This window comes from Corynebacterium sp. NML120713, from assembly GCF_001875735.1.
Lineage (GTDB): Bacteria > Actinomycetota > Actinomycetes > Mycobacteriales > Mycobacteriaceae > Corynebacterium > Corynebacterium pseudogenitalium.
The window spans coordinates 22,043-44,760 of record NZ_MLCR01000007.1 but is presented as its reverse complement, the minus strand read 5'-3'; the positions used below and the strand labels follow the sequence as shown (position 1 = coordinate 44,760).

General features: G+C 58.4%; 20 protein-coding genes, 1 tRNA gene and 1 pseudogene. 9 read left to right on the top strand and 13 right to left on the bottom strand.

Going from position 1 to position 22,718, the window contains the following annotated elements; all coding sequences use genetic code 11:
• Nucleotides 1-26: 26 nt before the first annotated feature.
• The 10 genes and pseudogenes from nrdE to BJP06_RS04065 all read right to left on the bottom strand — a co-directional run bounded on the left by nrdE (nucleotide 27) and on the right by BJP06_RS04065 (nucleotide 9,626).
• Nucleotides 27-2,222, bottom strand: a complete 2,196-nt coding sequence (gene nrdE / locus BJP06_RS04105) for a class 1b ribonucleoside-diphosphate reductase subunit alpha (protein WP_070362917.1) — start codon at nucleotides 2,220-2,222, stop codon at nucleotides 27-29.
• A 67-nt stretch (nucleotides 2,223-2,289) separates the two neighbouring features.
• Nucleotides 2,290-2,739, bottom strand: a complete 450-nt coding sequence (nrdI, locus tag BJP06_RS04100) for a class Ib ribonucleoside-diphosphate reductase assembly flavoprotein NrdI (RefSeq protein ID WP_052093126.1) — start codon at nucleotides 2,737-2,739, stop codon at nucleotides 2,290-2,292.
• 116 nt (nucleotides 2,740-2,855) lie between these two features.
• The gene (locus BJP06_RS12395; RefSeq protein WP_022862719.1) at nucleotides 2,856-3,536 is read right to left on the bottom strand and encodes a metal-dependent transcriptional regulator; all 681 of its coding nucleotides are present in this window, start codon (nucleotides 3,534-3,536) and stop codon (nucleotides 2,856-2,858) included.
• 369 nt (nucleotides 3,537-3,905) lie between these two features.
• Nucleotides 3,906-4,325 (bottom strand): single-stranded DNA-binding protein, encoded by a 420-nt coding sequence (locus tag BJP06_RS04090; protein ID WP_070362918.1) that lies wholly within the window; start codon nucleotides 4,323-4,325, stop codon nucleotides 3,906-3,908.
• A gap of 85 nt (nucleotides 4,326-4,410) precedes the next feature.
• Nucleotides 4,411-4,554: a hypothetical protein gene (locus BJP06_RS12045; RefSeq protein WP_165482993.1), complete on the bottom strand. Its 144-nt coding sequence runs from the start codon at nucleotides 4,552-4,554 to the stop codon at nucleotides 4,411-4,413.
• 165 nt (nucleotides 4,555-4,719) lie between these two features.
• Nucleotides 4,720-5,739 carry a DUF4192 family protein gene (locus BJP06_RS04085; protein ID WP_070362919.1) on the bottom strand — a complete coding sequence of 340 codons (1,020 nt, stop codon included), beginning with the start codon at nucleotides 5,737-5,739 and terminating at the stop codon, nucleotides 4,720-4,722.
• A gap of 169 nt (nucleotides 5,740-5,908) precedes the next feature.
• The gene (locus tag BJP06_RS04080) at nucleotides 5,909-6,481 is read right to left on the bottom strand and encodes a recombinase family protein (RefSeq protein WP_070362920.1); all 573 of its coding nucleotides are present in this window, start codon (nucleotides 6,479-6,481) and stop codon (nucleotides 5,909-5,911) included.
• Nucleotides 6,482-6,496: 15 nt separating this feature from the next.
• Entirely contained in the window at nucleotides 6,497-7,672 is a 1,176-nt protein-coding gene (locus BJP06_RS04075; protein ID WP_071572894.1) for a DUF262 domain-containing protein, read from the bottom strand.
• Between the two features lie 3 nt (nucleotides 7,673-7,675).
• A pseudogene (locus BJP06_RS04070) lies at nucleotides 7,676-8,901 on the bottom strand (adenine-specific methyltransferase EcoRI family protein).
• Nucleotides 8,902-9,236: 335 nt separating this feature from the next.
• Entirely contained in the window at nucleotides 9,237-9,626 is a 390-nt protein-coding gene (locus BJP06_RS04065; RefSeq protein ID WP_071572943.1) for a heavy metal-responsive transcriptional regulator, read from the bottom strand.
• A gap of 112 nt (nucleotides 9,627-9,738) precedes the next feature.
• On the opposite strand from BJP06_RS04065, the gene merA reads away from it, so the two are divergent.
• The 7 genes from merA (at nucleotide 9,739) to BJP06_RS04030 (ending at nucleotide 16,300) form a co-directional block, all read left to right on the top strand.
• On the top strand, nucleotides 9,739-11,163 hold the full coding sequence (gene merA, locus BJP06_RS04060) for a mercury(II) reductase (RefSeq protein WP_071572893.1): 1,425 nt from the start codon (nucleotides 9,739-9,741) through the stop codon (nucleotides 11,161-11,163).
• Between the two features lie 34 nt (nucleotides 11,164-11,197).
• Complete coding sequence (merB, locus tag BJP06_RS04055) at nucleotides 11,198-11,851, top strand: organomercurial lyase MerB (protein ID WP_070362923.1); 654 nt, start codon at nucleotides 11,198-11,200, stop codon at nucleotides 11,849-11,851.
• A 126-nt stretch (nucleotides 11,852-11,977) separates the two neighbouring features.
• Nucleotides 11,978-12,193, top strand: a complete 216-nt coding sequence (locus BJP06_RS04050; protein WP_071572942.1) for a hypothetical protein — start codon at nucleotides 11,978-11,980, stop codon at nucleotides 12,191-12,193.
• 38 nt (nucleotides 12,194-12,231) lie between these two features.
• Nucleotides 12,232-12,795: a mercury transporter gene (locus BJP06_RS12250; RefSeq protein ID WP_070762601.1), complete on the top strand. Its 564-nt coding sequence runs from the start codon at nucleotides 12,232-12,234 to the stop codon at nucleotides 12,793-12,795.
• On the top strand, nucleotides 12,792-13,748 hold the full coding sequence (locus BJP06_RS04040; protein WP_071572892.1) for a cytochrome c biogenesis CcdA family protein: 957 nt from the start codon (nucleotides 12,792-12,794) through the stop codon (nucleotides 13,746-13,748). Before BJP06_RS12250 ends, BJP06_RS04040 begins: the two co-directional genes overlap by 4 nt.
• Nucleotides 13,749-14,307: 559 nt before the next feature.
• Entirely contained in the window at nucleotides 14,308-15,786 is a 1,479-nt protein-coding gene (locus BJP06_RS04035; protein WP_255365784.1) for a relaxase/mobilization nuclease domain-containing protein, read from the top strand.
• 37 nt (nucleotides 15,787-15,823) lie between these two features.
• Nucleotides 15,824-16,300: a hypothetical protein gene (locus BJP06_RS04030; protein WP_012359769.1), complete on the top strand. Its 477-nt coding sequence runs from the start codon at nucleotides 15,824-15,826 to the stop codon at nucleotides 16,298-16,300.
• A gap of 169 nt (nucleotides 16,301-16,469) precedes the next feature.
• Here BJP06_RS04030 and BJP06_RS04025 read toward each other — a convergent pair whose 3' ends face one another.
• On the bottom strand, nucleotides 16,470-17,993 hold the full coding sequence (locus BJP06_RS04025; RefSeq protein ID WP_071572891.1) for a SulP family inorganic anion transporter: 1,524 nt from the start codon (nucleotides 17,991-17,993) through the stop codon (nucleotides 16,470-16,472).
• Nucleotides 17,994-18,197: 204 nt separating this feature from the next.
• Here BJP06_RS04025 and BJP06_RS04020 point away from each other — a divergent pair, with 204 nt between their 5' ends.
• A complete protein-coding gene (locus BJP06_RS04020) occupies nucleotides 18,198-18,602 on the top strand; it encodes a MerR family transcriptional regulator (protein WP_034664654.1) in 405 nt (134 codons plus the stop codon).
• Between the two features lie 333 nt (nucleotides 18,603-18,935).
• Here the strand turns inward: BJP06_RS04020 and BJP06_RS04015 are convergent.
• Both BJP06_RS04015 and BJP06_RS04010 read right to left on the bottom strand, forming a co-directional pair.
• Nucleotides 18,936-19,012 (bottom strand) — tRNA-Met (locus BJP06_RS04015).
• A 134-nt stretch (nucleotides 19,013-19,146) separates the two neighbouring features.
• Entirely contained in the window at nucleotides 19,147-22,101 is a 2,955-nt protein-coding gene (locus BJP06_RS04010; RefSeq protein ID WP_071572890.1) for a UPF0182 family protein, read from the bottom strand.
• 115 nt (nucleotides 22,102-22,216) lie between these two features.
• Here BJP06_RS04010 and BJP06_RS04005 point away from each other — a divergent pair, with 115 nt between their 5' ends.
• Nucleotides 22,217-22,714 (top strand): PPA1309 family protein, encoded by a 498-nt coding sequence (locus BJP06_RS04005; RefSeq protein WP_071572889.1) that lies wholly within the window; start codon nucleotides 22,217-22,219, stop codon nucleotides 22,712-22,714.
• Nucleotides 22,715-22,718: the final 4 nt, after the last annotated feature.

Below are 22,718 nucleotides of genomic sequence, written 5' to 3'. Positions count from 1 at the left end.
TTGTGAATGAAGGAAGGACCGTGTTCCTACAGAGCACAGGAAACGCAGCCTTCGACCTCGGTTCCCTGGAGTGCAGGTTGGCGTAAACGGATGTAGTACAAGGTCTTGATTCCGGCTTTCCAGGCATAGATTTGTGCCTTGTTGATGTCCCGCGTAGTGGTGTCAGCGGTGAAGAACAAAGTCAGGGAAAGCCCTTGGTCCACGTGTTGGGTGGCCATAGCGTAGGTGTCGATGATTTTTTTGTACCCCACGGTGTAGGAGTCATCGAAATACTCCAAGTTGTCGTTGGTCATTTCCGGTGCGGGGTAGTACACGCGCCCCAAGCGGCCTTCCTTGCGTATTTCAATCTTGGAGGCAATCGGGTGTATGGACGCGGTGGAGTCATTGATGTAGGAAATTGATCCAGTGGGTGGAACTGCCTGCAAGTAGGCGTTGTAGATGCCGTCTTGCATCACTTGGTTCTTGAGCCGTAGCCAATCCTCGCGTTGAGGAATCTGCACGCCAGCCTCATGGAATAGCTGTTTTACGTGGTCAGTGGCCGGCGCCCAGTCTTGGTCGATGTACTTGTCGAAGTAGACGCCAGTGGCATAGGTGGATTCTTCAAAGCCAGTGAATCGTTGACCTTTCTCAACCGCTAGCGCATGGGATGCACGGAGCGCATGATAGGTCACGGTCAGGAAATAGATATTTGTAAAGTCCAGTGCTTCGGCGCAGCCATAAGGAATACGCTTGGAAGCCAGGAAACCGTGGAGATTCATTTGGCCCAACCCGATGGCATGCATGGATGCATTACCGTGAGCGATGGAAGGAACAGCTTCGATATTTGTTAGGTCTGAGACCTTCGTGAGAGCGCGCACCGCGGTTTCAACAGTTTCCCCAAAGTCCGGTGATTCAAAAGCTTTAGCGATGTTGAGCGACCCTAGATTGCAGGAAATGTCCTGGCCAACGGTGGTGTAGTTACCTGAGGCGCCGTAGGTGGATGGCGTGTTGACCTGGAGGATCTCACTACACAGATTGGACATATTGATATGTCCTTTGAGGGGATTAGCGCGGTTGACCGTATCCTCAAAGAGTATGTAGGGGTATCCAGATTCAAACTGAAGCTCAGCCAGCGTGGTGAAAAACTCGCGGGCCTTGATAGTCGTATGAGAAATTCGCGGATTGGAAACCAGCTCGTCGTAATACTCGGTGATAGACATGTCAGACATGGCTACGCCGTACTCGCGAGCGATGTCATACGGGCTAAAAAGATGCATATCCTTGTTCTCTTTGGCCAGCTGGAAGGTTATATCTGGAATAACAACTCCCAGCGAAAGAGTCTTAATGCGGACTTTCTCATCGGCATTTTCCCGCTTGGTATCCAGGAAACGAAGAATATCTGGATGGTGCGCATGTAGGTAGACGGCTCCAGCGCCCTGTCGAGCGCCCAATTGGTTGGCATAGCTGAAGCTATCTTCCAGAATTTTCATAACTGGGACTACGCCGGAAGCTTGGTTCTCAATCCTTTTGATTGGGGCTCCGGATTCGCGCAGATTGCTCAGTAACAAGGCCACACCACCGCCGCGTTTTGAAAGCTGCAGTGCAGAGTTCACGCTGCGGCCAATGCTTTCCAAATTGTCTTCGATGCGAAGGAGGAAGCAGGAGACCATTTCGCCACGCTGGGCTTTTCCTGCGTTGAGAAAAGTAGGGGTGGCGGGCTGGAAGCGTCCGGTCATGATGTCATCCACCAGCTTCTCCGCAAGCTCTTCATCGCCCTGTGCAAGGTACAAAGCTGTGGTGGCGACGCGTTCTTCGTAGCCTTCCAGAAATCGCGAGCCATCAAAGGTTTTCAGTGCGTATGAAGTAAAGAACTTAAATGCGCCGAGGAAAGTGCGGAACTGATGCTTGGCTCGGTGGGCTCTGTCGTACATAGTGCACAGAAAATCGTCATCATAAAGCTCAAGGAATTCCCGCTCGTAGTATTCGTTATCAACCAACCACTCCAAGCGCTGCTTGGTGGATTCAAACTGATGCATGCGGGGAGTGACATGGTGCGCTAAAAAGTCTTGTGTTGCCTCAATGTCCTTGTCGAACTGGATTCTTCCCGAATCGTCGAATAGGTTCAGCTGCGCGTTGAGTGCATGGTAGCTCTTGCGCTTACCGACACCGCCGGCATCGTCTGCTGAAGCGGTGCGGGGCGTAGGGCCAATGGGCTGTGTGGGGGTGGCCTTAAGTGGCGGCATTGTGGTTTCCAATCTGTGTGTTGCGGATGTGGTCTTCATTTTGTGGGAAATCAATGGGGTGTAATTGTTAGTTGCTTTGCTGCTCCCAAAACTTGTGAAGGCCCTGCTTTACAGCGGCAACGTCCTTCTGCGTGCCGAGTAGCTCGAAGTGATACAGCTCTGGAACGTGGCACTTAGCGGAAATGATGCGGCCGGCGACGCAGTAAGCGCTTCCGAAGTTGGTATTGCCTGAGGTAATCACGCCCCGGATAAAGGAACGGTTGATTGGGTCATTGAGGAAGTCGATGACCTGTTTGGGGACTGCGCGTTTGAGCGAGCCACCGCCGTAGGTTGGAACGATGAGTACGTACGGGTGTGAAACCTGGATCATTCCGGTTTTCTTGGGCCGCAGTGGAATGCGCACTGCGGGTCTATCTAAGCGTTCGACGAATCTTTTTGTGTTTTCAGAAACGCTAGAAAAGTACACCAAATCTGGTGAGTCTGACATGACAATCCTGCTCATCCTGGCCTTAGCCATAAGTGGGATAGGTGATGATCGAAAAGATTAACTACGTACTACCGTAGTTGCAAACTACGCCGCACCGTAGTTTTTAAAAGGGCAGGTAGGGACAGGATTAATGAGAAAGGGAAAGACTACAGGCTGTGGTGTGCTACAAACACTGCGTCCGTAGCTGGGCGCCCAAGTACTACCCACTGAGTACTGTCGGCTACCTGTACTTCGAGCGATTCTGAAAAGGGCGTTCCTTCGCGCGTGGTAAGAACAGCCCCAATGACGATGCCTTGCTCTTTGAGGAAGGCCAGCAGTTGTGGGTCGGAATCAGAAATGCGTTCCACGGTCACCTGCGGTTGTGCGCCGCTGTCGGTGAGACGGTGCGCACTGGGGATAGTGACCTGTCCATCAACCGTAGGGATAGGGTCGCCGTGTGGATCCCTAGTGGGGTAATTGAGGAACTTATCCACGCGCTCTATGAGCATGTCAGACACCGCGTGTTCAAGATTTTCGGCTTCATCATGGACCTCGTCCCACGTATAATCCAATGCTTGAACCAAAAAAGACTCAAGCAATCGGTGGCGGCGCACCATGACCAATGCGTACTGCCTGCCAAGTTCGGTTAACTCCACAGAGCCATAGGGCGTGTGTGACACGAGCCCTTGCTTCGACATTTTGCGCACTGCATCGGAGACCGAGGAGAGCTTGAGTCCCAGCTGTTTCGCTATAAGTGTGGCGGTAACGGGCTCGGATGACCATTCCTTTAGCCCCCAGATAGCTTTCAAATAGTTCTGGGTACTGGTGGACAGCTCAGAAACAGACATGAGTAAATGTTAACCCAGCTTCCGTATGCGCCTTAGGCGCTGTGCCCCAACGCTCATAGCGAACAGAGGCCAAGTTTGAGAGGAATGCCGGTAAGGTGGGGCCAGTTAAAGCATTCTTCACTTGAAGGAGAACCACTAATGTCTGAGAAGATTTCAATGAACTTGAAGTGCGCCAGCGTAGTGCGTAATGGAATGGCTAGTACACAGTGCAGTAAAACAGCGCATGTAATGGCTCATGTAATGCACTGTGTAGAGACAGAGCGTCTGGAGCAGGAGTATCAGCGCTCCCGTACTGGACGGCGACGGCGTTATGCGTGGTCTGTGCTGAAAAAATAACCCCGCAGGTTTCCCTGCGGGGTGTTGTTGCAACTAGAACGGCACTTCTTCAGAGTCATTAGCAGCAGCGTTATCTGCGCTGTTCTCGCGGCGTGCTGCTCGTGCCTCAGACTCCTTCTTGGAGTCGATCAGCTGCACAGTGTCGATGCGCGCTACCAGCGGATAGTGCTTGTTGCCGTCCTTATCGGTGTAGTTGTCAGTCTTCAGCGAGTAGCTCACTGCAACGCGATCACCAGCGCCGATGCATCCGAAGACGCCGAGGTTCTTGGCGTCAGCCACGTAGCCAGTGAGTTCGACAATCTCTGATTCCACCTTGCCTGTGGACTTGTTCTTGAACGTATTACGTGCGTAGACGTTGAGCTTCACCGTCGCACCGCCGTTTGCGTGCTCAAAGATCTTCGGCTCGCGTGCTGCGTTGCCAACGATGGTGCCATTGTTAAACGGGTTGGACATTGTGATTTCTCCTTATATGAGTGAGTGTGTGATTGTCTTTCAATTGTGTGTTTGAGCAGCGGCTTTGCTGCTGCTGTAAGTGCTGTTACAGCACTGCCCAGGGCAGATGTGCCCCTGCTGCTTCCAGGTCGCGTAGCTCTTGTGCGGCACCCGGATCGGCGTCTTCGCCATCCATGCCGTCAGACATGAGGTAGAGCAGCTCTAGGTCTTCGTGGGTGTAGTGGTACATGGCGTGCCTCCGTGTCGTGGATTGATTCTCAATCCGTTCTTTGAGACAGCTCTGCTGTCTAGAGACCTCTCCCCTGCTCGGTGGAGATTTCCTTCTTCCCTGGTCACGGCGTGGGTAGAAAAGAAAAACCCCGCTACAGCAACTGCTGCAACGGGGTGTGAAGTACTAGTTTTCGAACAACTGCACGCGAGCCTGAGCACCGCCCTCGTGAACCACTTCTGCGAGACGACTGCCCTCGCCAATGTCGATTAACTTCGCCACCAGCGACGGGAACGTCTCTTTGCTGCTGATCTCGGTGGCCCTGTGTGCGGCAACGCCAGCCAGACCCGTCTGGCCGGTTGCCTGGGCCAGCACGGCGACAGTGGCCGTAAGCTGTGCCCTCATCCCAGGCCAGTGAGCCGGTACAGCGCGCATCACCTGCTCAGCGAACTTGAGACCTGCTTGTGGCTCCTCAAGCAGCGCAGCAAGCAATGGATCACGCAAGCGCGGTGTCGTGAAGCACTTCAGCGCAGATCGGATAGCACGCGCACTCGGCTGCGTCATCCCCGCCGCTGCCTGCTCGTACTCACGCTGCAGTACGTCTCGGAAGATGGGTGGAACATACGCCAGCGCGTCTTCGATGATGTCTTCATGCTCTGCGGCGTCGATGTCGTGCTCGGTGCTGTTCAGCCTGTTCTCAATCTCTTCACGCGAGAGCGCTGGGAGATCGCCGGTCTGCTCAAGCAACTGCTGTAGCGCTGCTGAGGCGTGGATGTTGCTGATTCTGCCCGCCTGTGGCTCACATGAGTTTGGGTGCAAGTACATCGCACACCAGGCAGTACCAGCGGTGATTTCTGACGTTTGAATGACCGCCAGTACCTCACTGCGCAGCGGGGAATCCTCGCTACAGAGGAAGTGCGCCGCTGCATCTGCTTCAACCATGTCGTCGGTGATGACGTACGCCGCAACAGCGTCGAGATCCAGCGTCTCAGTCCATGCTGCGAACTTCTCACGATCCTCGGTGAGCTGTTGGATCGCTCCGTCGAGATCAAGCCGGGCAAGTGGCCCGAGGCTCAGGCTGTGCGTGTCGCTGTCTTGTTTGAAAAACGCGAACACCAGCGAGTCCTGCGGGTAGAAGCCCAGGATGCCGGGGATGTTTGCGAGAATCTCGCCGTGAGAGGTAAGTGTCTGCGAATAGTTGGACATGAAACACTCCTTGCCAAATACGGGATGTGTAAGGTCAGTCCCGTATTTGGTCCCGGCTCTGCCGGGCGGTGTTACCACCGCCCGGCAGCACCCCAGCGTGCTCAGTGCGTCGCTAGTGCTCACCTGGTGCTTGCTTGCAGGACACAAGCACTAGCGGCGCAGCCTGTGCTTAAGCGTCTGCTTCGATACGCTCAATAGCGCGGTAAATCGTTGGCCTGGACACGTTGAACGTCCTCGCCACTGCACTCACGGACTTACCACCATCGATGAGTTCTTTTGCGACTTGTGCCTGTTCGTCGCTGAGCTTGGGCTTCGGCCCGGCTACCCTGCCCTGCGCACGGGCGTGAGCCACGCCTTCACGGGTGCGCTGAACAAGCAGGTCACGCTCCCACTCAGCCAAGCTGGCCATGACGTTGATAACCACTTTGTCGGTGGGCTTCGACGTGTCCAGCGCTGGCTCCAACACCTTGACGTTGATTTTGCGTGCAGCCAGGTCGGCGATGGTGTTCACGGTATCTGCGAGGCTGCGGCCGAGCCTGTCGAGGCGCGTAACAACGAGCGTGTCGTCGGGGCGCATGTATGCGAGAGCATCGTCGAGGCCAGGTCGCTGCCAGTTGGTGCCGGAGATGGTGTCTGAGTAGATGTGGTCCGGGTCGCAGCCAGCGTCGATGAGCGCCTCGCGCTGGGTATCAAGTGACTGCCCCTGCTTGGACGTTGAGACACGGGCGTAGCCGATGAGCATGGTTAATCACCGACTTTAAGCGTTGCCCTTGGCACGGTTGTGCGACTTGCAGAGCAGCTCACAGTTGCTCTCCTCGGTCGATCCACCCTTGGACCACGCAGTGACGTGATCAGCGTCCATTTCTTTAAGCGCCCAGATCTTTGCTTTCTTCTCATCGTGACCGATAGCGCAATACGAGCAGTTGGAGACACCCTTCTGTTTTGCAGCATCAGTCTGGCGCTTGTAGACGCGCTTCTTCACCGCTTCAGTGAAGACACGTACGTTAAGTAGTTTGGTGTCTGTCTTGCCGCCAAGCAGGTACTCGTAGATACCCTTCTTGGACTGAATTTGCGGGTCAGACAGCAGCTCCTTTGCAGCAGCCGTCATCTCAGTCGCGTTGTAGCCCTGGCCGCCGTACTGCTCATACAGAGTGTTCCATTCGATGCCTCGCATGGACGTGTCTGTCATTTTGAACACACTTGCTGCCCAGTCGATAACTGCAGTGAAGTAAGTCTGTAGTTCGTTGCAGTTATCGTCTTCACGGTGCTTTGCCATGTAGCTGTCGATGGTGGTGCCTTCACGCTGAGCGATCCAGTCAAGGGCTACCTCAAGCACCTCCTGGCGAGCAGGGTCGCCTTTTACGAAGTTCGACCATTTCGACATGACCGCAGAGCCGGAGTTGGAAAAGACCTTCTTAGCAGCATCAACGAATGGGCCAGAGTACACGGCGTTACGCAGCTCTTGGGCTGTCAGCGGCACACCAACGATGTTGATGGTCTTGAACCACTCCTTGATCTCAGACTCAGTGCCATTGCAGTCGTAGATAAGCAGCTCAGTCTCAAGGATCTGCTCTTGCTGGTGCTCACTCAGCGACGAGAAGTACTGTTCGTTGCCGTCGGTATCTTTGACGACGAACAAGTCCTTGAAGAAACGGCCGATAGAGGTAATACGCTGCTGGCCGTCAAGGATCTCGAACTTGTCTTCGTCCTGCTTGGGCTGGTTGAAGTAAATCAGCCCCAGCGGATAGCCCTTGAGCAGCGAGTCAATGACGGCAACATCTTTCTTACCGTCGTTGTAGATGTAGTTGCGCTGGTACTCAGGCTGGATGGTGAGGTTGCCAGCCAAACCGTACAGACCTTTGCCTTCGAGTTCGTTGTAGTGGAATCCGTCAACGATGTCACGGATCTTGCGGGGGTTGAGTTTTGCTTCCATGGCTTAAGACTCCTTGACATTGGGGTTGCGGTGGCGGATAAGAACTCTGCAATACGGTTTAGTAAAGAATTGTCCGTCGACCTCGTAGTACGTCACGTCTTGAGGCTCTGTGTCATGCGGTATGGCGGCACCGTCATTAAGCTTGCCCACCCGAGATCTAACGCCGTTCTTGCTGACCTGAATCTGGGTTGGATAGTTCTTGAGCTTCAACCCCGAATGATCGTCCCATGCCTGCGTGATCCCAAGGATTTCAAACTGGTCTGGGCTGTACTTATCGAGGAACGAGATGGGAACACCCATCATGTCGTTGTAATCGTTGGGGATTGCTTTGGTCTCCGGTACTTCTATCGCGTCGTAATTGTCGTACTTTGGATACCTCACGTTTCGGACCGTCTTTGAACCGTAGATCAGGTTGTCCTCCATCGACATGAGCACGAGCTGTTCATGTCGGCGTCCATGCTCAATGTTGGTAAACCATCTAACACCCTTTACACGGACGAATTTATTCCCCTGTTCATCCACACGCTGACCTGCAGCGGTAAGCGGGTAACTTTCGGGTACACGAAATTCGCGATCACCACTTGAGATTGAGGGGCCGTACCAAACCTTGTTGTCTTTGAAAAGCGGGAATACCTCTTTATAGGTAACTGCGTTCATGTTCCCGATAACGGAGAACTGGACGTCGCCATCAATCAGCCACGCAAGGAACTCGCGGAATAGGGAGAACGGTGGGTTGGTGATAACGATGTCGGCTTCATCGCGGAGTTTCGTGACCTCTTCAGAACGGAAATCGCCGTCGCCTTCAAGATAATCCCACTGGAGGTCTTCTTTGTTAAGGCGCCCGTCATCGTTAAGGTCCTTGCCCTGTTCCATGACGTAAATGCGTCCCCGGAGCCAAGTGTCGTCTTCGTTGAACTTCTCGTCCTGGTCCTCACCAAGTGCGAAGTCCAGCAGCATCTGCCCCTTCTCAGTCACGGCTGGGTTTGATGCTGGCACATAAGACGTAGAGACCAGCTTCTTCAAGCCGAACTTCTCAAAGTTCAGTGCAAAGTACTTGGTGAAGTTACTTGCCCCGGGTCGTCACACGGCAGCAGAACTGTCTTACCTCTGAATACGTCGGGATCGTATTCGAGATAGGCTTGCATCTCGTTTTCAATGTCATTCCACTGCGTGTAGAACTCGTCCTTCTTGGCAGTCTTGGCTGTGCCTAAGTTAGTATTGCCGCCCATTGCCTACATCACCTTGTAGATTGATTCAGTCTTCATCCGGCAGTGAAGAATGAGAGAACCCGGGTGAAGCAAGGTTCTCAGATAGCGGAAGACCCCGGGGAGCAGGGGGGATTGCTCGACCCAGGGCCTTCGGACGCCTGCGGAGCAGGAACCCACCCCAGCGTCATCACGAAACTATCATTTGTACAAGCAGCGTGCAGGTCTTACGCGTTAGGGATGACTACTACGTCAGTCAATTTGTCGATTTTGCTGATGAGCTCTTCCTCAATTTTGTAGATCTGGCGGTATCTTTTTGCGAGAGCCTTTTGGCGGTCCAGGAGGTGTGCCCAATTGGATTACAAGTACCTACACACTTGATCGGTGCTGCACGTTTCAGGGTCCGGGTGTGCGGCGTCCTGTCTGAGGTCCGCGATAGTGTCGCGCAGCACGGAGAGCTGCGCGATCTGCTGCTCGATCTCAGCGAGGCGCATGTCAAGCAGGTCGCGCACGTGCTCGCAGGGCGCCTGGCCGCCGTCGCGGATGTCGAGGATCTGGCGGATCTGGGCGAGGGTCAGCCCGGCGGCCTGGCCCCGGTGGATGAACCCGACCCGACCCACGGCATCCTCGGCGTAGTCCCGATAGCCGGAGGCCAATCGCTCGGCCGGAGGGAGCAGCCCCGACTCCTCGTAGAACCGCAGGGTCTTGGTCGTGGTTCCGGTTGCTTCCGCAAGCTGTCCGATCCTCATGTTCGCCGATTCCCTTCCAATGGCCACCACACTTGACTTGACCTTCCATTGTACTGGAAGGTTCACAATGGTTCCATAGGAACTTTTGAACCACAGGGAAGAGACATCTGGAATGACAAACGAAAAGTTCGATCTGGCGATTATTGGTTCCGGCGGCGGAGCGTTTGCGGCCGCGATCCGGGCCACCGAGCTGGGCAAGCGCGTCGTGATGGTGGAGCGCGGCACCGTGGGCGGGACATGCGTGAACACGGGCTGCGTCCCGTCGAAGGCGCTCCTGGCTGCCGCGGAGGCCCGCCACGTGGCGTTGGATTCGGCCCGCTTCCCTGGGGTGGCGGCCTCGGCGGGCCCGGTGGACATGCCGGCCCTGATTCAGGGCAAGGCCGCGCTGGTTGAAAGCATGCGCACGGAGAAGTACGTCGATCTGGCCGCGGACTACGGGTGGACGATGATCTCGGGGGACGCGTCGTTCACCGGAACCCAGGACGCACCGCTGCTCCGGGTGATCTCCCCGGATGGTGCAGTGAGAACGATCGAGGCCGGGCACTACCTCGTGGCCACTGGCTCCGCACCCTACGTGCCCCCCGTTCCCGGACTGGCCGAGGCCGGGTACCTGACCTCGACGACGGCGATGGAACTGGACGAGGTGCCCGAATCAATGCTGATCCTGGGCGGAGGCTATGTTGCCCTGGAGATGGCACAGCTTTTCTCCCGGCTGGGCTCCCGGGTGACCATGCTGGTCCGTTCCCGGTTGGCCTCGCAGGAGGAACCGGAGGCGTCCAAGGCGTTAGCGGGGGTGTTCGCCGACGAGGGGATCCGGGTGGTCCGGCGGGCCATGGCCGACTCCGTGGCCTCCGGCCCGGACGGGGTCTCGGTGACGGCAAACGTGGCCGGGGGCGAGGAGGTGTTCCGCGCTTCCCACATCCTCGTGGCACTGGGCCGCCGCCCGGTGACCGAGGGACTGGACCTTGACGCCGTCGGGGTGAAGACCGGCGCATCCGGCGAGATCGTGGTCGATTCCCGCCTGGCCACGTCCAACCCGCGGGTTTGGGCCGCCGGGGACGCGACCGGCCATCGGGAGTTCGTTTACGTCGCAGCGGCCCACGGCGCCCTGGCCGTGGACAATGCGTTCACCGATGCCCTGGCCGAGGTCGACTACCGGCACCTGCCCCGGGTCACCTTCACCAGTCCCGCCATCGGGGCGGTCGGGATGACGGAAAAGGAAGCTGTCGCCGCCGGGATCAGCTGCGAGTGCCGGGTCCTCCCCCTGGAGTACGTGCCGCGAGCCGTGGTCAACCGCGACATCCGCGGCTTCATCAAGGTTGTCGCGGACCGCGACACCGGACGGATCCTGGGCCTCTCCGCGGTGGCCAAGGACGCCGGGGAAATCGCCGCCGCCGGCGTCTACATCCTCGAAGCGGGCATGACCACCGCGCAGGTCGCCGCCGCCTGGAGCCCCTACCTGACGATGGCCGAGGGCATCAGGATCGCCGCCAAGGCCTTCAACACCGACGTCTCCAAGCTCTCCTGCTGCGCCTGAGCTGCAGCCCCCACTACCGAAGCAAAGGAATGCCATGACCGCCACCGACCAGGCCCTCACCTATCTGTTGTCCCCCGCGCGCTCCGGAATAGACCCGGAATTGTTCGTGCCGCTGCTGCGGCTCCTGGCCGAGGGCGAGCCCGTCACGGTCGCCGAACTGGCCACCGCCAGTGGCCGGAGCGAAGACACGGTCCGGCAAGGACTGGCCGCCGTCCCGGACACCGAGTACGACGACGAGGGCCGCATCATCGGCCTGGCCCTGACGATGCGGCCCACCCCGCATCGCTTCACCCTGGCCGGGGAACAGCTCTACACCTGGTGCGCCCTGGACACTCTCTTCTTCCCGGCCCTGATCGGGAAGGCCGCAACCATTGAGTCGACCTCCCCGGGTAGCGGGACCCTCATCCGGGTGATGACGGGCGCGGACGGCACGGTGACCTCCGTACAGCCGGCCACCGCCGTCGTGTCCATCATCAGCCACCCGGGCACGGGGCCGGTGCGGTCATCGTTCTGCAACCAGGTCCACTATTTCGCCTCCCGCGAAGACGCCCAGCCGTGGTTGGATTCCCATCCCGACGGCGAAGTCCTGGACATCGAGGCGGCACACCGGGCCGGTGCCGCCATGGCCGCCGCCCTCCTCGCCGCGGCCGCCACGCGGGCCCCCGCGGCGCAGGACTCCTGCTGCTGAGCTTTAAAAGGACATGACATGACCCAGCACCCAGAACAGCCAGACACCGGCCATCAACCCGTCCGGCAGACCGGTCGCCCCGGGCGATACCACACACTGGCCGCAGGAATCGGCATAGCAGCGGCCATGATCCTGTGCTGCGCAGGACCCATCCTCATCGCCGCCGGAGCCCTCGGCGCGATCGCCGGATTCTTCTCAAATCCCCTCGTGTTACTCGCGGCCGCCACGGTGCTCCTGGCCGGGATCATCGCCGTCACCAGGCAGCGAAAACGCCGCAGGACCGACGACTGCTGCCCTCCCGCACCCCCCGAGCACCACCGCACCGACCACGGCACCGCCTGAGTCCCCATACCCATTTCTGGAAGGAACCACTAGACACCATGACATACCCGAGATCCCGCCGTTCTCTGTCCGTTCCCCGGCCCAGGCACCTCGCCTCCGCCCTGTTTCTGACAGCGGTCATGGCACTGACAACCGCCTGCGCCAGCTCACCGAGCGGCCCGTCGGCCGCGCCAGGCGGTTCGTCGCCCGACGCGGCCGGTGCCGTTGCTGTTACGGTCTCCGACATTGACGGCACTACCCGGACCATCCCGGACGGTAAGCCCGCAGCACTGTTCTTCTTCTCTGTCGGATGCGGTGAGTGTGTGGAAGGGGCCGATTCCCTGAACAAGGCCTCCACGGCCCTGGGAAGCTCGGCCGACTACCTCCTGGTGGACGTGGACCCCCGAGAACCGAAGGAGACCATCAACGGATTCCGCGATTACATCAAGGCCCCTGAGCTCCCTGCCGTCATCGACACCGGGGCCACACTGACCACCCGGTACAAGGTCACCTCCATAAGCACCCTGGTGGTGGTCGACGCGAAGGGTGACGTTACCTTCCGGGCCACCGACCCGTCTGCGGAAAAGATCCAAGAAGAACTCACCAAGGCCGGCGCCCAATGACAGCCCTGCTTGCCCTGGCCTTCGCCGCTGGAATGATTGCCCCGGTCAATCCCTGCGGTTTCGCCCTCCTGCCCGCCTGGATAGCCCAGACCATCGGGGACGCCCGGACGCGCCCGCTCGCGCTGCGTCTGGCCCACGGGCTCCGGGCCGGGCTCGCGCTCAGCTTCGGCTTCGCCGGGACCCTGGCAGCCTTCGGGCTGATCGTCAGCGCGGGCGCCAGGACCCTGATCAGCGCAGCGCCCTGGCTGGGAATGGCCACCGGGGTGATCCTTCTCCTGCTGGGCCTGGCCATGCTCACCGGACTCACACCACGGCTCCGTCTGCCGGCCTGGGCCACGAAACCCCGCACACAAGAAGCTGCAGGGGCAGGTCACAAAACCGGGCGCATGGTGGCCTTCGGGGTCGGATACGCCGCAGCATCCCTCGGCTGCACCCTCGGGGTGCTCCTGGCCGTGATCGCCCAAGCCCAGGCCGTCGCCAGCTACGCCGGGCTGCTCGCGGTCTTCGCCGCCTACGCCGCAGGCTCGGCCACTGTCCTGATGCTCGTTTCGGCAGGCACGGCCATCGCCGGGGCCGCCCTCGGGCGAAGAATCACCGGCCTGGCCAAGCACAGCAACCGCATCGCCGCCTTCATCCTCACCATAACCGGCGCCTACCTCAGCTGGTATTGGTATCCCGCCGCCACCGGCGGAACCGCGCAGGCCAACAGCCTCGCCGTATGGTCAGCCGCCGCCAGCGCCTGGATCAGCGACAACAGCACCCTGATCGCAGCCCTCGCCGCAGCCGTGGTGCTCGCATCGGCATTGGCCGCCCTCAACCGGCGCAGGAGACTGCGCATCAGACAGGGAACGCCGCCCACAGGCGAGGGCCCCGGGCAAAGCGGGGAACCCGACTGCTGCACACCAACTCCGGACAACAACTCGACCGAGGACCGGCCAGGCACGATCCCGTAGCTGGCCGAGGACTCCCAAAAAGCAAGGGGGAGAGGGAACCTTGCCCATCTTCTGGCAAACGAGGCGCCCGTCTATCAGGACAGGTTGGTACAGCGGCATCAGGCCGGAAGTCAATTCGTGCAGAGGACTTCGGGCAATCCGTCAGGAGCCCTCTGTGCCGCCCCATTACGAGATAAATAGGCAGACCCCCGAACTGCCGGCTCCCGTGGCGTTCCTTCGTTGCCGCCGTCCTCGCAATCAGTAAGCAATGCACCGAAAACCTGCGCCGCGTCGTTGGAGCGTCGCAGTTCCGTTTGGTGCAGGATTTTGCCCCCCAGTGCACCAGCTAGTGCACCAAATGGCGATCCGATCACAAAATGAAGAAGACCCCTACCAGCATCTGCACTGGTAGGGGTCTCATCTTAGTAGCGGGGCAGGATTCGAACCTACGACCTCTGGGTTCTCACCCTCAAGTTCGAGCCACCTGCAGTTATTACCCTTTTACCTGCTGATTAGAGAGGTATAAGCATACTGGGCCTTACTGCGCCTTACCGCGGATTACCGACTCTTAAGTCCCGTTTTGAGTCCCACTTTCTTCACCGAGATTCAAGGCTCCCCGCATAGCGTCGACATCAGTCCAATCCGTGTAGTTGCGCGCGTTCACGTCGACGTCAAGCGCACTGACGAAGCAATTATTTATATCCAATCGTGGGCTAAAGACGAGCTGGATAAGGATAACCCGGCCGATGTAGCTCGGGCTAATGCGGCTGGCTCAGAGCTGGCGATGCGGCTGACGCAGGGCACGGGAGTTCCGTTTACCGTGGCTACGCACACCGACAGTAAAAGCGGCTGTGTCCACAACCATATCGTCTTTGCCAACCACGATACGCAGACAAAGAAGGCTGCACCTCGGGATATGCGCAACTGGTACAAGCTGCGCAATATCAACGACGAGCTGATGCGCGATTTGGGGATGCGTGTCCTGGAGCGAGAGCCGGAAATATCGCTGCTTCCTGCTGAGCGCAGGGCACGCAAGGAGGGCAAGTCCACAGACTCGACGGGCCTGGGCGTGGATGAGCTGACCGCAGCCACGTGGGCTGATTTTGCCCGCAAGCGCATGGATGAGCTGTGCGCGGATAAACAGGTGGCAGATGCTGACGACCCACTGGCGAAGGCAGTAGAGATTGCTGGCAAATACAACCTGTCTCTAAAAGTGCAGCCCAACTCAAAAACCGAGGGTGAGTCGCTAACCGTGGCCCTGGTCGACGACGACGGCGAGGATGCCTACTTCACGAACACCACGAAGGCCGGACGTACTCGAAAGCGTAAAGCAGCTAAAGCTGGCTCAAAATTGGGCCGCAGCTACTCGCTAGAGGGTGTGACCGAACGCGTTAACGAGGCCCAATCAGCCCTTCTTGCGCGGCAGCTTGCAGCACTTCAAGCCAATTCAACCGATGACGACCTGGAGGCGAAATACGGCTCCAGCCTTCTCGATGACGAGGAGGAAGAAAACTATAACAACCAGGAGGTATTCAATCATGGTGTCAGTGACCGAGATGACGAAGCTAGCCCAAGCAGCGGCGAAAGGCAAGATGGACAGCGTCTTGAAGGTTCTCAGCCCACGCCTGGACAAGGCGGAGAAGGCTATCAAGACGCTGCAGGAGAAACTGAAGAGTCTGCCGGAGAATACAGGGGACATTCTCAGTTCTCTGCCCAGCGACTTCTCGACGAGGTTGACGCAAGCGGAAAGCGAATTAAGGAACGTAAAAAGCAATCTCGCCGCAAACAAGAACTACGTGAGCAGCAGTCACTTCCAAGTAACGATGATGGAAGTGCAGCAGATGATCACCGGGCTGATAAGGAACATCGAGGATCTGCCCAACGGCCTGGAGGGGGTAAAAGGGTACCTAATCGAGATAAGCGAGCAGATGTCGCGTCTGACAAGGATGCAACAGCTGGTACTCAAAGCAGCCGAAAGCCCCATCCATCTCGACAAGGATTCCAGCCAAGCAGTAGCCCAGAGCCTGAACGCTCAGATGACTTCGAGCCTGACTTCTAGCCTGGAACCGCTGGTAGAAGTAGCTGTATCTGAGGCAATGTCGAAAGAGTCCGAAAGCCTGCACAAGGCAGCAGAAGCATCTAAGAAGGCTCGCAGCGCCCTGCTCCAGGAGAAGGAGTCCAACGAAAAGCTGCTGGAGAAGATACGTGCAGAGCGCAAAAAGTACAACGACGACATGGAAAAGTCGAACACGAACTTTATTAAGGCCTGCATGTCTGCCTCGTGGATTGCAGCCAGTGTTCTCTTCGTTGCTATCGCACTCGTTGCTGTCGGAGCCTTGGGGAACGGGCTGCTAAGTATGCTCGGCATACCCGACGGCGTGTCTGCCTTGTGGGGTCACGTCCAGGAGGCCAACGGCATCGGCCCAACACTGGGCTGGTTGGCGTTAACACTTATCGTCATAGGGGTTCTTATAGCGCTTATGACCTGGATGTTGTCCCAGGCTGCGCCGGGTATTGCTCACTTAGTCGAGGAATACCGTCGCAATCACCCGAGGAAAGAAACGAACCACTAACTAGAACACGTGCACCGTAAAAAGTAAAAATCCCCACAACACAGCGTAGCGGTTAACCGCTACGCTTCTTTTATGCTCTTCCTATGCCCCAACTTTGCAACAGCACCAATAAACTGGCGCCCCGGTTATAAGTTGGGGCGCCAAGTCGATGTGCTCGAGTCGGGGGATGTTAGTGGCCGGTGCCAAGCCGGCCAGACAGGCGGTTCAGCCGGTCCTGACTGGGACCGTCGAGCCCGATAATGGACACGGTTTTGCCTCTGTCCTGGAACTTCTGCGTAATCGCGTCAAAGGTCGCGACCGTGGAGGCATCCCAGATCTCCGCCTCAGTGAGATCAATAGTGATATGACGGGCAGAATCGGTGTAATCAAAGCGATAAACCAGGTCATTGCTTGATGCCCAAAACAACTGGCCATGCACCCGGTAGGTACGAGTATCAATCTCGCCATCGCCGTCGCCGTCGATCTCGGAGACCTTTTCAATGGAAGCGATATGTGCCATCCGACGGGCGAACATGATCATCGCGGTGACCACACCCAACACCACACCAATGGCCAGGTTGCTGGTGGCTAGGGTGGCAATAATCGTCACGGCCATAACAATGGTCTCAGAGACCGGCATGAGTTTAAGGGTGCGTGGATGCACCGAGTGCCAGTCGATGGTGCCGACCGAGACCATGATCATGATTGCCACCAGCGCAGCCATCGGGATCATGCCAACGATGTCGCCCAGTGCCAGGACCAGGACCAGCAGGAACACACCGGCTAACAGGGTGGATAGGCGGGTACGTGCCCCGGATTCGCGGACGTTGATCATGGTTTGACCGATCATCGCGCAGCCACCCATGCCGCCGAAGAGACCGGAGGCAATATTAGCCACCCCCTGTCCCCAGGATTCACGAGTTTTATCGGAATGAGTGTCGGTGATGTCATCGACGAGCTTGGCGGTCATCAACGATTCCATGAGACCGACCACGGCCATGGCCAGGGCATAAGGCGCGATGATCTGCAGGGTCTCCAACGTCCACGGCACGTTCGGAATAAACAGGGACGGTAAGGTCTCCGGCATCTTGCCCATGTCCGAGACCGTCGGGACAGTCAAACCGGCGGCAATGACCAAACCGGTGAGCACGATAATCGTGACCAGCGGGGCGGGGATCACACTGGTGAGCTTGGGGAAGAAAATCATGATCACCACACCCAAGCCGACGAGTGGGTAGACTATCCAAGGCACATCAATGAGGTGTTCGAGTTGGGCGGTGAAAATCATAATGCCCAGTGCATTGACGAAACCCAGCATCACCGATCGGGGGATAAAACGCTGAAGTTTCGCCACACCGAGGGCGCCGAGCACGATTTGTAGGACACCGCCCAACAGGACGGTGGCGATGAAATAATCCATCCCGTAACCACGCGCCACAGGAGCAATGACTAGGGCAATAGCCCCGGTGGCGCCGGTGATCATTGCCGGGCGGCCACCGGTAAAGGCGATCGCAATGGCCATGACTACCGAGGAAAACAGACCCATGGCTGGGTCAACACCGGCAAGGATGGAAAAGGCAATGGCCTCAGGGATCAGCGCCAGGGATACCGCCAGTCCGGCCAGAATCTCTATACGGATACGGGCGGGGGAAGAAAATGCGTAACGGAAGGATGCGATGATCCCGGTAGGGGCATCAGCGCCGTCTGGACTCAGGAGGGGGCGGGGGCCGCCGTGCTAGTTTCAGTCATAGATGTCCAATCTTTGAGGGGATAGGTAACTGGGCGAACGCCCGAAAGGAATCCAACCCTCTAGTAACTTTAGGTTTGGTGATGGTGGTCATGGTAGCGGGAGTTTTACTCAACCGCCAACCCAGGCACAGGAACCCGTGGGCAACATCACCGTGAAGGAGAACAGGCAATGCAAAACAGTAATTTCAAGATCGGCGAGGTCGTTGACCAGACGGGGTTGTCGATTCCCACCTTGCGTTATTATGACAACGTCGGCCTGATTACCCCATCGGGGCGTAGCCCTGGTGGGTTCAGGCTTTATAGTGAGGCTGATGTACGTCGTGTTTTGCTGGTGCGACGGATGAAACCGCTGGGGTTTACTCTGGATCAGATGCGGGAATTCCTGGAAGCTGCGGAGATTCTTCATAGTTCAGATGGCGGGCAGGAAAGTGATACCGCACAGCAGGCACGGAGTAATGCCAAGGCCACCCTTGCCGACATTCGTGAGGAGACGCGCACCCGCTACGAAAAGCTACGCAAGCAAATTGCCTACGCTGAGGAATTCCTCGATCTGGTCAACACCCTGGCACCCTAAACTGCCCCCATCCTTCGCAGGGAGAAAAAGACCATCGTATTGAATGCGCTCTGTCGAATCGCGTTCCAGATGAAGTGGACGAACGCCCGCGGCCTCTCCGGAGTGGATGGCGATAGTACAGAGGACTTCTGAAATCCGTGCAGACGACTCCTCAAAACGACACAGTCATCCAAGGTCACAAAATCGAAAATTGTCACTTAACCCCATCACTTCCAAACCGGCTTAAGTGACAAAATGCCATCGCTAAAGTCCCGATTTGAGTCCCAGGACGTGCGCCTTAAGAGAAATAACTAAAGCCCCTACCAGTGTTTCTCCTGGTAGGGGCTTGGAAGTTGGTAGCGGGGGCAGGATTCGAACCTACGACCTCTGGGTTATGAGCCCAGCGAGCTACCGAGCTGCTCCACCCCGCGTCGGGTGATGTTGAATTTTCACCTGTTGCCTTAACGGGCAACGAGTGATAACTATACGCACGACCCTTAAAAACACCAAATCCCCTGCGCACCTCACGGATTGGCAGGGGATTCAGGCTGTCACACGGGAAGGGCTACATGCTCTGGTATTCCTTCACCGCACGGTCGAGCGCGTCGAGCGCCTTGCCGTACTCCTCGAAAGAGCCGTTGCGCGCGCCTTCCAGGTTGCGCAGTGCGTCGTTGATGTTGTTCAGGGCCTCATCCTTGTTACCGGCAGCTGCTGGTGCTGGGGTGTCGGTCTTCTCACCATCGGCTGGTGCTTCCTCGGCAGGCTTCGTGTTGCCCTTGTCGTCAACGATGTCGATGTCCTGGGCGGCCTCAGAGTGAATGCCAACCTGCTTGAGCGCCTGGGAGATCGTCGGAGCGTAGCCAACCTGGCCGCGGTAGAACACGAGCACGCGCAGCAGCTTCGGGAAGGCGGACGCCTGGTCCTTGCGCTGCGAGTAAATCGGCTCCACGTAGAGGATCTCTCCCCCGCCGACCGGCAGGGTGAGCAGGTTACCGTTCTTCAGGTCGTTGGTGCCCTGCCACAGGGTGCGGTCACGCGCCACCTGGTCGGAGGACATCAGTGCGTCCTGCGCCTGCTTCGGGCCCTGGGTCTGCGTGTTGGTTGGCAGCACGCGAACGGTGATCTGGCCGTAGTTCTCCGGGTCGGAGGAAACGGACATGTGCGCGGACAGGAACTCACGGTTCAGGCCACGGAACGGCGTAATCAGCTGGAAGGAAGGCTGGTTGGTCTCCGGGTCGCCGGCAACCACGTAGTACGGAGGCTGGTTGAGCTCCTTGCGGCCTTCCGGCGCGGTCGGGTCGTTCGGCACGGACCAGAAGGCGTCGTTGTTGAAGAACACGCCTGGGTCGTTCACGTGGTAGCGGGCCAGCAGTTCGCGCTGCACCTTGAACAGGTCCTCCGGATAACGCAGGTGGTCGCGCAGCGAATCGGAGATGTCGCTTGCCGGGCGCACGGTGTCCGGGAACGCACCCATCCACGCCTTGAGCACCGGGTCGTTCTCGTCGAACGCGTAGAGGTCCACCGTGCCGTCGTAGGCATCAACGGTGGCCTTGACGGAGTTGCGAATGTAGCCGACGTTGTTGTTCAGCAGACGCTGCGTAGTGCCGTCCGGGTTCAGTGCGTCCTGCGTCGTATCGGTCAGGGATTCGCGCGTTGCGTACGGCAGCTGGGACAGCGTGGTGTAGCCGTCCACGATCCACTTGATCTTGCCGTCGATCACGGCTGGGTAGGTCTTGGAGTCCGTGGTCAGCCACGGCGCGACCTTCTCAACGCGCTCGCGTGGGTCGCGGTCGTAGAGAATCTTCGACTCTGAGCCAACGCGGTCAGACAGCAGGAACTTCAGCTCCTGGTACTTCGCGGAGTACGCGATGCGGTTGACCCAGTTGCCGATGTTGACGCCACCTTCTCCCTGGTAGGTGTAGGTGGAGCTGTCCGTGTCGTACTCGACGGGGCCCTGGCCGTTATCACCGACGATGGCGTAGTCTAGCCCGTCGTTCGCGGAAGCGATCACCGGGCCGTAGTAGACGCGGGGCTCGTCGACCTGGATGCCCAGCTCGTCCGCCTGGTCCTTCTCAGCAGCGATCGCGTTAGTCTGCAAATCGGAAACGGTGAAGATCGGCAGGCCACCACGGGTGGAGCCTGCGTCCTGCGCGGCCTCGTCAACGCGGTTCGCCTGCGCTGCAATGAAGCCGTTGCCGTGGGTGTACACGGTGTGGCGGTTGATCCAGTCACGCTGGTTTTCGCGCAGCGCGTTCGGGTCCATCTCACGGGCGGCGACGACGAAGTCGCGCATCTTGCCCTCAACCTCGTAACGGTCCATCGCCAGCTGGTCAGGGAAGCCGTAGAAGTTACGCAGCTGCTGGTTCTGGGTAAAGGTCGGGGAAATGATCTCCGGGTCCAGCAGGCGAATGTTGCTGATCGTCGCGGCGTCGTCCGCGACCTTGTCGTTGGAGACCTTTTCCGCGCCCCAGTTGTCCTGGTACTTCACTTGCTCGTCCGTCAGGCCGAACGCGAAGCGGGTGGCCTCAATGTTGCGGGCGATGTACTCGGATTCCTTCGACTGGCGGTTCGGCTTGACCGAGAACTGCTCCAGCAGCGCCGGCCAAACGCCCCCGACCACAAGCGAGGACACGAGCATCAGCACCGCAGCCATCACAGGAACTCGGAAGTCCTTATATACAACGGACGCGAAAAACGCCGCCGCGACAAGCACTGCGATGACTGTCAGGATCACCTTGGCCGGCAACGAGGCGTTGACCGTGGTGTAGGACGCACCGGTGAAGATGTCGTTCTGCGAGTACAGGAGGGTGTAGCGCTCCAGCCAGTAGCTGACTGCCTTGAGCACCATCCACAGGCCGGCAGTCACAGCAAGCTGCACGCGAGCGGCCGTCGAAATGTGGCCCGGTACCCCACTGACCTTGTTGCCAATGCGGATGCCGCCGAGCAGGTAGTGGCCCACCGCGCCGACGATGAAGGCGACGAGCAGGAGGAGTGAGAGGCCGTCGATAACCGCGGTGATACCCGGCAGCGCAAAGGCGTAGAACCCGAGGTCCTTCCCAAACTGCGGATCATTCACACCGAAGGATTCCCCGTTGAACCACAGCATGAACGTGCGCCACAGGCGCTGCCCTGCCAGGCCAGAGAAGATCGCGACCACCACTGGAACCCACACCAAGAGCGTGCGAACGCCCTGCTGCAGGTTCACCTTGGTCCGCGTGTCGCCGACAACGGCTTCGAAGCTCAAGGCTTCCTTCGTGCGGCCCCGCCACGCACACCACGCGGCGAGATAGGTGATCAGCGCGCCGACGGCGGCGAAAATTACAAACAATGCCACTCGCGCCACGATGACGCGGTTAAAGACCCCACGGAAGTCAAGCTCCCCGAACCAAAGAAAATCGGTGTAGAGACCGATCAGGATCGGGATGAAAAACAGCAACACACCGAGCACACCAATCGTGACGGCGAGTCCGGAGTTCTGCTTTTTCGCGTGGGGCTGTGGCTGGCTAAGGCGGGTGGCCAAATCCTGCTCCTTCGAAATAGTCTTAGTACGCGTATTAAGGTTCTACCTTAAAAAGTGTAACGCCTGAACTGACAGAAGGGTTCCCGTGCTCAACCAACAAGCATTAAATAAGGCCATGTCCGAAGCCGTCGAGTTCGTGCACGCGGAAGGCTGGGACCAAGGGCCAACGCTCTTCGCACTCGTGCCCTCCTCCCTGCTTGTGGACGAGCTCGAGCAACTCGAGGTTGACGACGCCTCTTCGCCCCTGACCCTCGTCGTGCAGGACAACCTGCCGGAAAACATCCGCCCCGGCTCCGAGGAGCTGGCGGAGTACGTGGCGCGTATCGCCTGGCCGCACGCGGTGGAGGGTGCCGTGCTGGCGCAGGAGATCATGTTCCGAGACACCAGCAGCGACGACCCTTCGCCGCGCCCGGCGCGCCTCTTCTCCGGTGTGCTGCGCGAGGAGGGCATTGAACAGACGCTGCTGCAGATGCGCCTAACCGAGGAGGAGCTTGAGGAGCGCGGCCTGTTCGCCCAGGATGATATTGAGCTTCGCGGCGGGCCTAACGTGGCGCCGAATGTGATTGCTGCGTTACGCTACGGTTTGGAACAAGACCCTGATGAGCTGTCCTAAGAGG